The sequence below is a fragment of the Cytobacillus spongiae genome, from assembly GCF_021390075.1.
Window position 1 is genome coordinate 4088249 of the sequence record NZ_CP089997.1, and the last position, 10925, is coordinate 4099173.

Annotated in this window: 10 protein-coding genes; all 10 read right to left on the bottom strand. The window is 38.5% G+C overall.

Annotation, left to right across the window (positions count from 1 at the left end):
- Positions 1–315: 315 nt before the first annotated feature.
- On the bottom strand, positions 316–1176 hold the full coding sequence (locus tag LS684_RS20465; protein ID WP_233808903.1) for a ParB/RepB/Spo0J family partition protein: 861 nt from the start codon (positions 1174–1176) through the stop codon (positions 316–318).
- Entirely contained in the window at positions 1169–1930 is a 762-nt protein-coding gene (locus LS684_RS20470; protein ID WP_233811723.1) for a ParA family protein, read from the bottom strand. Before LS684_RS20470 ends, LS684_RS20465 begins: the two co-directional genes overlap by 8 nt.
- 260 nt (positions 1931–2190) lie before the next feature.
- Positions 2191–3060, bottom strand: coding sequence for a nucleoid occlusion protein (gene noc / locus LS684_RS20475; protein ID WP_233808904.1), 870 nt, complete (start codon positions 3058–3060; stop codon positions 2191–2193).
- A gap of 116 nt (positions 3061–3176) precedes the next feature.
- Positions 3177–3893: a 16S rRNA (guanine(527)-N(7))-methyltransferase RsmG gene (rsmG, locus tag LS684_RS20480; protein ID WP_233808905.1), complete on the bottom strand. Its 717-nt coding sequence runs from the start codon at positions 3891–3893 to the stop codon at positions 3177–3179.
- Between the two features lie 13 nt (positions 3894–3906).
- Positions 3907–5796, bottom strand: coding sequence for a tRNA uridine-5-carboxymethylaminomethyl(34) synthesis enzyme MnmG (gene mnmG, locus LS684_RS20485; RefSeq protein WP_233808906.1), 1890 nt, complete (start codon positions 5794–5796; stop codon positions 3907–3909).
- Between the two features lie 120 nt (positions 5797–5916).
- Positions 5917–7302 carry a tRNA uridine-5-carboxymethylaminomethyl(34) synthesis GTPase MnmE gene (gene mnmE, locus LS684_RS20490; protein WP_233808907.1) on the bottom strand — a complete coding sequence of 462 codons (1386 nt, stop codon included), beginning with the start codon at positions 7300–7302 and terminating at the stop codon, positions 5917–5919.
- 293 nt (positions 7303–7595) lie between these two features.
- Positions 7596–8321 (bottom strand): RNA-binding cell elongation regulator Jag/EloR, encoded by a 726-nt coding sequence (gene jag, locus LS684_RS20495; RefSeq protein WP_233808908.1) that lies wholly within the window; start codon positions 8319–8321, stop codon positions 7596–7598.
- The gene (gene spoIIIJ / locus LS684_RS20500) at positions 8318–9055 is read right to left on the bottom strand and encodes a YidC family membrane integrase SpoIIIJ (RefSeq protein WP_233811724.1); all 738 of its coding nucleotides are present in this window, start codon (positions 9053–9055) and stop codon (positions 8318–8320) included. The genes jag and spoIIIJ overlap by 4 nt, the downstream gene beginning before the upstream one ends.
- Positions 9056–9237: 182 nt before the next feature.
- Positions 9238–9609 (bottom strand): ribonuclease P protein component, encoded by a 372-nt coding sequence (gene rnpA, locus LS684_RS20505; protein WP_233808910.1) that lies wholly within the window; start codon positions 9607–9609, stop codon positions 9238–9240.
- A 206-nt stretch (positions 9610–9815) separates the two neighbouring features.
- The gene (rpmH, locus tag LS684_RS20510) at positions 9816–9950 is read right to left on the bottom strand and encodes a 50S ribosomal protein L34 (RefSeq protein WP_233808912.1); all 135 of its coding nucleotides are present in this window, start codon (positions 9948–9950) and stop codon (positions 9816–9818) included.
- Positions 9951–10925 lie beyond the last annotated feature (975 nt).

Sequence of the window (10925 nt, forward strand, 5' to 3'; positions counted from 1 at the left end):
GAGGATGGGACATAACTAAATGACTCTTTCTCAAAGACGAACAATGACTTGATTCAAATAGTTGGTTGTAAAAACAAGTTCGTTCCACCTGCGCTGCAGACACTCGCTTTCCGCGGGGAGGAAGCTGAGCCTTCTCGCTACGCTTTGGTGTCACAGCCTTTCCTCTAATTCCCTTAGTAGTCAAGTGTCTTCTGCTCCATTCCACTATTTTAAAAAAATTTGTTTTCCGAACAAAAAAATACCCGAACTAGTTAAAGGAGATAACTCCTGAAAGTTCGGATAAATCATTGACTGAAATACTTATGTCTCAGTCTCTTATTGTTGTTGTCTCTCAGATTCTAATATCTCAAGAATACGATTGAGATCTTCTTTTGAGAAAAATTCAATCTCAATCTTCCCTTTATTTTTTGACTGTTTGATATGAACTGTTGTTCCAAAACGTTCCCGAAGAACAGACTCTTGCTCCTGTATAAAGACATCCTTCTTTTCCTTCGGTTTCTTTGTTTCACGTGAAACAAACTCGTTTAGGTGTTGAACTAGCTGCTCTAGTTGACGAACGTTCAGGTTTTCCTTTCGTACTTTTTCGACCACCGCAGGGATTCGATCCTTATTCTTTAATCCAAGTAATGCACGTCCGTGACCCATTGAAATTGTCCCGTCCGTAATGAGTTCTTGTACTTTAGCAGGCAAGGAAAGTAAGCGGATATGATTAGCAATATGTGGTCTACTTTTTCCTAAACGCTTGGCTAGCACTTCTTGAGTAATCTTTAATTTATCCATTAAGAGCTGGTAGGCTGCCCCCTCCTCAATTGGAGAGAGATCTTCCCGCTGAAGGTTTTCCAAAACGGCTAGCTCCATCATTTGCTGTTCATTGAGTTCTCTAACGACAACCGGAATCTGCTTTAGGTTCGCCGCCTTCGCAGCACGAAAACGTCTTTCACCGACTACAATTTCATAGCCCTTGATGCTCTTACGAACGATTAATGGCTGTAGGATTCCATGCTCTTCAATGGATTGCTTAAGTTCATCAATCGCATGTTCATCGAATATTTTACGAGGTTGATAAGGGTTAGGTCTGAGCTCATTAATCTTAATTTGCTGTACTGTTTCTTCTCTTTCATTCACTTCTATGTTCGAGAAGAAAGCATCTAAACCTTTTCCTAAGCCTTTAGCCATTCACAACCACTTCCTTTGCTAAATCTAAATAAACTTCAGCTCCTCTAGATTTCGGATCGTAAATAATGATAGGCTGTCCATGGCTCGGCGCCTCACTTAGACGTATATTTCGAGGGATAACCGTTTGGTATACTTTGTCTTGAAAATACTTCTTTACTTCTTCAATTACTTGCAACCCTAGATTTGTTCTTGCATCTAGCATCGTTAACAAAACGCCTTCAATTGTTAAGTCGTGGTTTAAGTGTTTTTGTACAAGACGAACCGTATTCAGCAGCTGACTTAGTCCTTCTAGCGCATAGTATTCACATTGAACAGGGATCAACACTGCGTCTGAAGCCGTTAATGCATTAATCGTTAATAGACCAAGTGACGGCGGACAGTCAATGATAATATAATCGTAGTTTTTCTTTACTTCTTCTAGCGCTCGTTTCAATCGAACCTCTCTTGAAATCGTAGGGACAAGCTCAATTTCCGCTCCAGCAAGCTGGATAGTCGCCGGAATGGCAAATAAGTTTTCCACAGATGTTGGTTTAATGACTGCCACTGCCTCTACATCATCTACTAACACATCATATATACATTGATCAACATCTGCTTTTTCAATCCCAATCCCACTTGTCGCATTTCCCTGAGGATCGATATCAACTAATAACACTTTTTTCCCTATATATGCTAAGCAGGCGCCTAGATTAACAGAGGTCGTTGTCTTGCCAACGCCACCTTTTTGATTCGCAATTGCAATAATTTTGCCCACGATGTCACCTACCTTCATTCCCTATAAACTCTTCTATATGACTCTTTAATTTTCTACTCTACTCATTTGGGTTAAACTAGCAATCATGTAATCTATTTTATCATGAATCAAATCTTATCATAGTTTTTTTCTAAAAATTCTCCATTTGTAAAAAAGGTGTTTAACTTAGACTTCTGTTTAACTATGTCTTAAAAAAGAGCAGTTTTCGCAGAAAAAAAGAGAAATCAAACAGTAGCTGTTTAATTTCTCCATTGGGGTTTTTATTTCTTCTTTGGAATTTTAATTGTAAATTGATAGTATTCCTCGTGCTCTTCTTCCTCTGCATCGAGGTTGATTCCACTATTCGATACCATCGATAAGGATTGGCGAATTGTGTTAACAGCAATCCTCATATCCTTACTAAATGCTTTTCGCTTGGGCTTCGGTTTCTTTTCGGTTGTATCAAGCAGTTTCACAACACGTTCTTCTGTTTGCTTGACATTTAAATTACGTTCGATAATTTCCTGTAGTAATGCCACTTGCTTTTCAGGTAGCTTTAATGGAATGAGTGCACGTGCATGCCGTTCGGTAATTGCTTTATTCAGCAATGCTTCCTGTACCTCTTCTGGAAGCTTCAACAGACGTAATTTATTTGCAACCGTTGATTGTCCCTTTCCGAGCCTTTGTGCTAATGCCTCTTGAGTTAAATTATGGAGCTCTAGAAGCTTCCCATATGCTAATGCCTCTTCAATCGGCGTTAACTCTTCCCTTTGAAGATTTTCAATTAACGCAACAGATGCCGTTTCCGTATCGCTTAGATTTTTCACAATCGCAGGAGCCTCTGTCCAATTTAGCTTCTTCATTGCTCGCCATCTGCGTTCACCAGCAATGATTTCAAATTGTCCATTCCCAAATTCTCTGACAACTATTGGTTGAATGATGCCATGTGTGTGAATGGTGCGAGAAAGCTCCTCAATTTTCTCATCATCAAATACCGTTCTTGGCTGAAAACGGTTAGGTACGATTTGCTCGATTGGAATTTTTCTTATTTCTTCATTCTCTACTACGATTTCTTCTTCAGTAGACTCAACTACTTCAACAGGTTCTCCCTTTTCGCCTAGGCCAAAAAAGCGTGAGAAAGACTGCTTCATCACCCTACACCACCTTTACGAAACTCCCTATTACATATTCTCTATAAAAATGACATGTCCTGCCGAAAGCTAACACTTATCATCCATTATACTCGATTTTTGGGGATATAGTAACCTTATTCTATTGGTGTCTTATTAGGTGTTCCTGGTTTCCGTGGGTACTTTTTCGGCGTATTCTTTTCTTTTTTAATAATTAATAGATTTCTTTCACTTTCTTCAAAAGGAAGTAAGAAGGAATGAGACTGCTCTACTTTACCACCTAGAACTGATACAGCCTTCTTTCCAGCTTCTAGCTCGTCATTGGCACTTGCTCCCTTCATTGCAATAAAGGTACCTCCTACCTCTACTAACGGAAGGCAAAGCTCGCTTAATACAGATAGTCTCGCAACCGCTCGAGCCATAACCACTTCATATGCTTCACGATGATCCTTATTTTGACCAAAGGTTTCTGCTCGATCATGGATAAACCTTACATGATCAAGCTTCAGTTCTTTTGCTAAATGCTCTAAGAAATGAATTCGTTTATTAAGTGAATCCACAATAGTGATATGTAGATTAGGAAAGGCAATTTTTAGCGGTATACTTGGAAAGCCTGCACCAGCTCCCACATCACAAATACGATATGGCTTTGAAAAATCATAGTAAAAAGCAGCTGAAATTGAATCGTAAAAGTGCTTTAAATAAACGCCTTCCCGATCTGTAATCGCTGTTAAATTCATTTTTTCATTCCACTCAACGAGTGTTTGAAAATAAAGCTCGTATTGGTCTAATTGTTCAGGAGAAAGGGAAATCCCCTTCTCCGCTAACATCTTCGTAAATTGTTCTGTATTCATTGGTCAATCCTTTCTAGTCATTGGATACACGGGCAATTTTACCTTGCTCGATATATACAAGCAGAATAGAGATATCGGCAGGATTAACCCCCGAGATACGCGAAGCTTGTGCGATCGACAATGGTCTAACTTCCTTCAATTTCTGTCTCGCTTCTGAAGCAAGCCCTGAAATCGCATTGTAGTCTATGTTTTCTGGAATTTTCTTGTTTTCCATCTTCTTCAAACGATCTACTTGTTGAAGCGATTTTTCAATATAGCCTTCATACTTGGTTTGAATTTCTACTTGCTCTGTGATCTCCCCATCTAGTGGCGTTTCACGAGGAGCTAATTGTTCAACATGGGCATATGTCATTTCAGGACGCTTCAGTAAATCAGAAGCACGTATTCCATCCTTAAGCTCTGTACCACCAACGCTTTGAATAAGCTCTTGAACTTCTTTTTTCGGTTTAATGATAATTGAAGCCAATCGTTGCTTTTCAGCTTCAATTGCTTCTCTTTTTTCAATAAAATTCTCATAGCGTTCTTCTGAAATTAATCCTAGCTTGTGACCAATATCTGTTAAGCGTAAATCCGCATTATCATGGCGAAGCAGCAGGCGATATTCCGCACGTGACGTTAATAACCGATAGGGCTCGTTCGTTCCTTTTGTAACTAGGTCATCAATTAAAACACCAATATAGGCATCCGAGCGGCTTAAAATGACTTCTTCTCGTTCTAATGCCCGGCGTCCGGCATTAATTCCTGCCATTAGCCCTTGACCGGCTGCTTCTTCATAGCCAGATGTTCCATTAATTTGACCTGCCGTATACAGGTTTTTCACGTTTTTCGTTTCTAGTGTCGGCCATAATTGTGTAGGGACAATTGAATCATACTCAATGGCATAGCCAGCACGCATCATTTGAACATTTTCTAACCCTGGAATCGTTCGTAAAATCTTTTGCTGGACATCCTCTGGCAGACTCGTTGAAAGCCCTTGAACATAAACTTCTTGCGTATTACGTCCTTCAGGTTCTAAGAAAATTTGGTGTCTTGGCTTATCATTAAAGCGGACAACCTTATCTTCAATGGATGGGCAGTAGCGTGGACCCGTCCCTTTAATCATTCCAGAATACATAGGGGAACGATGTAAGTTATCATCAATTAGCTGATGGGTCTGTTCATTTGTATATGTTAGCCAGCATGGCAATTGATCGGTAATAAATCTCGTTGTTTCATAGGAGAATGCACGTGGAACTTCATCTCCTGGCTGAATTTCCGTTTTACCATAATCAATCGAGTGACTATTCACACGTGGTGGAGTTCCTGTTTTAAAACGAACTAAATCAAAACCCAACTCTTGTAAATGCTCGGATAATTTAATGGATGGTTGTTGATTATTCGGACCGCTGGAGTATTTCAGCTCCCCTAGGATAATTTCCCCACGAAGGAATGTTCCAGTTGTGATTACAACTGCCTTCGCATGATATACCGCTCCTGTTTGCGTTACAACGCCCGTACAAACACCATCCTCTACGATGAGTCTCTCTACCATTCCTTGAAGAAGCGTTAAGTTCTGTTCATTTTCAAGTGTTTTTTTCATCTCATGTTGATACGAGAATTTATCTGCCTGTGCTCTTAAGGCACGAACGGCAGGACCTTTTCCAGTATTCAGCATTCTCATTTGTATATGAGTTTTATCAATATTTTTACCCATTTCTCCGCCTAGGGCATCGATTTCTCTTACAACAATCCCTTTAGCTGGGCCACCAACAGATGGATTGCACGGCATAAATGCCACCATATCTAAATTGATGGTAATCATAAGCGTTTTTGCCCCTTGTCTTGCCGCAGCTAGTCCTGCTTCACAGCCTGCATGACCAGCTCCTATGACAATGACATCAAAATTTCCAGCATCATATTGCATTATGCTGCCTCCTTATCTCAACCCAATAGCTTTTAGATTCACTATTCAATTGTTTTCTTTAGGCTTCACTACATATTTTAACTTTAGTACGACGATCGTCTACAAACACTTGCCACCCTACTATTTTCCTAAACAAAATTGTGAAAATAGCTGGTCGATTAAGCTTTCATGAACACTATCTCCGATAATTTCACCGAGTAACTCCCATGTTCTCGTCAAATCAATCTGGACCATATCGATTGGAGTTCCCATTTCCACTCCTTGGATTGCTTCATCTATAGCATTCGCTGCTTGATTTAAAAGAGCGATATGGCGACTGTTTGATACATAGGTGATATCGGAAGCTTCAATACTACCTGTAAAGAATAAAGACGAAATGGCTTCTTCTAACTGATCAATCCCTTGTTCCTCTAATAAAGAAATTGTGACAAGCCTGTGATTCTTCGTCAGCTCTTCCACTCGCTCCATACTGATTTTCTTAGGAAGATCGGTCTTATTGACAATTACGATAACATCTAAACCTTTTACCGCTTCAAAAAGCTTTTCATCTTCTTCCGTTAGTTCATCTGCAAAATTTAATACTAATAGTATGAGATCGGCTTCTTTTAAGACTTTTCGGGAGCGTTCTACTCCAATGCGCTCAACGATGTCTTCGGTTTCCCTAATTCCCGCCGTATCCAATAAGCGCAGTGGTACTCCTCTAACATTGACATACTCTTCAATAACATCTCTCGTAGTTCCTGGTATATCAGTCACAATCGCCTTATTCTCTTGAGCTAAACTATTTAACAGCGAGGATTTCCCTACGTTCGGTCTACCTACAATAACGGTTGAAAGGCCTTCTCGTAAAATTTTCCCTTGCTGTGATGTCACTAACAGCTTCTCAATTTCATCGCGAACGTACTGTGCTTTTTCTATTAACATTCGATGCGTCATTTCTTCTACATCATCATATTCTGGATAATCTATATTGACCTCTACATGGGCAAGTGTTTCTAATATTTCCTGTCTAAGCTTTCGAATCAGATTGGACAAGCGTCCTTCCATCTGACCAATTGCTACATTCATTGCCCGGTCGGTTTTGGCGCGTATTAAATCCATGACCGCTTCAGCTTGCGATAAATCAATCCGTCCATTTAGAAATGCACGCTTTGTGAATTCACCAGGCTCCGCTAGTCGGGCTCCATTATTTAATACAAGCTGTAACACTTTATTGACTGACACTAACCCACCATGACAGTTAATTTCGACAATATTCTCCTTCGTAAATGTTTTCGGTCCATGCATGACCGAAACCATTACCTCTTCAACAATTTGGTTGGTTTTAGGATCCAAAATGTTTCCATAGTGAATCGTATGAGTGGCTACACTTTTTAGCCTTTTTCCTTTTACTCCTAAAAAAAGCTTATCTGCAATATCAATCGCTTCATCCCCACTTAAGCGAACAATTGCGATTGCTCCTTCCCCCATCGGAGTAGAAATCGCTGCAATAGTATCAAATTCCACTCTTTCATCACCTCTCTTTTTTCATATGATTACTTACCCGAATGCTAGATGACATCTAGCCTACTTTCATTTCTATATATAAACAGATCATCTTTTCTATTATTCCAAAGCCTTAGAATAGCACATCCTATTTCGATACAAAAGAGAATTGTTTTTTAAACAAATGACTTATCCACATTTCTATAGTTGAATATGCTTTATTTTAACTTATCCACATGTGAATAACAATAAAACAACATAACTACACATCCTCTTCCCCCAATCTTTTTTTTCTCAAAAAAAAATCGATCCACTTAGGATCGATTTTTCTTTACTGGTGAGATTACAATATGACGATGTGGTTCATTTCCAGATGAATATGTTTTAATACGGTGATTTTTTACTAGTGCGGTATGAATCACCTTTCGTTCATAGGATGGCATCGGTTCAAGTGCAACATCTTGCCCTGTTCGAACCGATTTTTGAGCAAGTCGCTCAGCCAGCTGAATTAAAGTTTCATTTCGTCTTTTTCGGTAGTCTTCAGCATCTAATATAATCGTTACATACTGATTGGAATAGCGATTGATGACCAACTGTGTTAAATATTGTAACGAATTCAGTGTCTGCCCTCTCTTCCCAATTAACAAAGCAATTTTCTCACCTTCCAGGTCAAACTGAACATTTTTCCCATCCTTTGTCACTTGAATAGTGACAGGTGCACCCATTTTTTCACTTACGCTTAAAATGAAGTTTTTTGCTTCTTCAATTGGATCAAAGGCTTCAGACTGCTCAGGAAGTGACAAAGCTTCTTCCGTTTCCTCTGTAAAAGAAGCTACTTTCACAGCTTCCTCTTCATGAGCAGTAAAATCCTTTAAAGTTACTTCTACCACTGCTGGTTTCGTTCCAAAAATACCGAAAAATCCTTTTTTACCTTCGTCAATGATGTTTATTTCTATGCGGTCTTTAGTAGTATTTAATTGAGCTAGAGCCGATTCGACTGCTTCTTCGACAGTTTGTCCTTTAGCAGTTACTTGGTTCACTTTTTTGCTCCTCCCGCATTTTCAGTAGCCGCAGCCTTTTTCAAGTCTGGACCTTTAATGAAATATGTTTGAACAATCATAAATAGGTTTCCGACAACCCAGTATAAAGATAATGCAGCTGGGAAGTTAATCGCAAAGACAATAATCATAATTGGCATGATCCAAAGCATCATAGCCATTTGTGGATTTTGGTTCTCTGTACCTGCCATCATCATTTTTTGCTGGATGAATGTTGTTGCACCAGCAATTAGAGGTAAAATATAAAACGGGTCAGCTACACCAAGGTCAAACCACAGGAAGCTATGCTGAGCAATTTCTTCTGTTCTAGAAATCGCATGGTAGAAACCGATTAAAATTGGCATTTGAATAATTAATGGGAAACAGCCAGCTAGCGGATTCACTCCATGCTTTTGGAATAGAGCCATTGTTTCCTGCTGTAGCTTTTGCTGTGTCTTTTGATCTTTTGAGCTATATTTTTCTCTTAGCTTTTGCATTTCTGGTTGTAATGCCTGCATCGCTTTGGAGCTTCTCGTTTGTTTAATCATTAATGGTAAAATAAATAAACGAATTAAGATCGTAACTGCGATAATTCCAAGTCCAAAATTCCCTCCAAGGAATTCAGCTGTTTTCGTGATTAATAAGGAGAGAGGATAAACTATATACTCATTCCAGAACCCTTCACTTTCAGAAGTGATCGGTTTATTAACCTCCGTACAGCCTGATAAAAAGAGCATGATCGAAATCAATCCGATTAGAAGAAATATTCTTTTTCTCAACCGATTTTTCCTCCTAGTAAATATTTTTTTCTTCACGTACTATATGTACTTGTCCCATACATGATGGTAGATCAATCATCAACTAAATCCAAAAATATTTTAACATCTTTTATAGCCAAGTGGCTTCGAATTTAGATAATTTATTTTTTACCACCATTATTTCCATGCTTTTGCAGCTTCAATACCTTCGCAATTTTCAACACATGTGTTAAGCTACCTTTTATTTCATGAAAATTCATATCAGCCACTGGCTTCCTGGCAATAATTATATAATCATTGCTATGTTGTAACTGATCTTCCAATTCATGAAACGCCTGCCGTACATATCGTTTAATTTGGTTTCGTGTGACTGCATTTCCTAGCTTCTTGCTAACTGATAACCCAATTCGAAAATGAGTTTGTTCAGGCTTTCTTAATACATAAACCACAAACTGCCGGTTTGCAACTGATTGACCACTTTTAAAAATCTGTTGAAAATCCTTATTCTTCTTTACTCTAAACTCTTTTTTCATAAAAAGTACACCTTCAATCTTGATCTTACAAGGTTCTAAAAATAAACTCGCCATTGGCGAGTTTATTAAACCTGAGGAGTCTTCTATTAGAACCTCAATTAATTCCCCAGTGCACTATGTAGTCTACCTAAAATGAATCCGTAACAAAACAAATATACAAAAAAACTTAAATTTATGAGAAAAAAGACCACTGATGTGTCAGTGGCCTATGCTGATAATACTTTTCTTCCTTTACGACGGCGACGTGCTAAGACTTTACGTCCGTTTGCACTGCTCATACGACTACGGAATCCATGAACTTTACTATGCTTACGCTTGCTTGGTTGGTAAGTTCTTTTCATTATATGACACCTCCCTGAGGAATAGCTGTTAAAGACAGTCTTTCCTATTATATAGATAGGGTCTGAAAAATGTCAACCTATTTTCCAGATTGAAAAAAAATTACTTCCTTTCTTCCCCGTCATCTTGTATAGATCTGTAGTTTAGTTTACAGACTACATTTGAACGAACTGATCCTGTAATAAGAAAAGCGCAAGCACCCTGTCCAGCGCCTTATCGACCTTGCGCAACTCGAAGGATAAAAAGAAACACGATGAGCTTGTAAGCGCATCGATGTTGACTTATCGTAACGAGAGGGCCGAAGTAGACTAGGCGCTAGGGCGCTTTCGCTAGACCATTTTATTATTTCTTATCTTTTAAAAAAACTATTGTCTCTTTTCACTACAGTATAATCGAAATCCATCCTTATGTAAGTATCAAGATTGTTCCATTTGTGTTCCCCGCTTCAATTATTGAAAGAAATGTTCCTACACCGACTAACATACGTTGTACATCGATAACCTATCAATATTAAAACATCCAATTTCTATAGGATCTTACAAGAAAAAAGCCATTGTGGATATCATTCGACACTTTTTTCACTATCCACAACAGATACTGACAGCTTTTTCACAGACCCATAGGATGTGGACAAAAATAGTTAACAATCTGTTATACCTGTGGATAAAGTTTTAAAAACCATTGCACCTCTAAGTGAAATTTGATATTATATTTGTGTTTTCACTCTGAATAAATAAATGTGTATAACTTCATTATCCACAGATTGTGGATAACATGTGGACAGCTTATTCACTCCTATTGAAAAAACTTGTCCACAAGTAGTGGATATTGTCGAAAAGCCACTTTGTTTCCTTATTATATATTTTTCAACATGTAAGGTTTCGTATATTTATAAATTTGTAGGTTATACAGGTTGTACAACTTGTATAACCCTTCGTTTTTTTTCACGAAACTAAAAAGAAAAGGAGGGATAGCAG

Excerpts from the sequence above, each read along its gene's own strand:
- rsmG (WP_233808905.1), bottom strand. The coding sequence starts at position 3,893 with ATGAATACAGAACAATTTACGAAGATGTTAGCGGAGAAGGGGATTTCC.
- rnpA (WP_233808910.1), bottom strand. The coding sequence starts at position 9,609 with ATGAAAAAAGAGTTTAGAGTAAAGAAGAATAAGGATTTTCAACAGATT.
- noc (WP_233808904.1), bottom strand. The coding sequence starts at position 3,060 with ATGAAGCAGTCTTTCTCACGCTTTTTTGGCCTAGGCGAAAAGGGAGAA.
- LS684_RS20465 (WP_233808903.1), bottom strand. The coding sequence starts at position 1,176 with ATGGCTAAAGGCTTAGGAAAAGGTTTAGATGCTTTCTTCTCGAACATA.
- mnmG (WP_233808906.1), bottom strand. The coding sequence starts at position 5,796 with ATGCAATATGATGCTGGAAATTTTGATGTCATTGTCATAGGAGCTGGT.
- rpmH (WP_233808912.1), bottom strand. The coding sequence starts at position 9,950 with ATGAAAAGAACTTACCAACCAAGCAAGCGTAAGCATAGTAAAGTTCAT.
- spoIIIJ (WP_233811724.1), bottom strand. The coding sequence starts at position 9,055 with ATGCTCTTTTTATCAGGCTGTACGGAGGTTAATAAACCGATCACTTCT.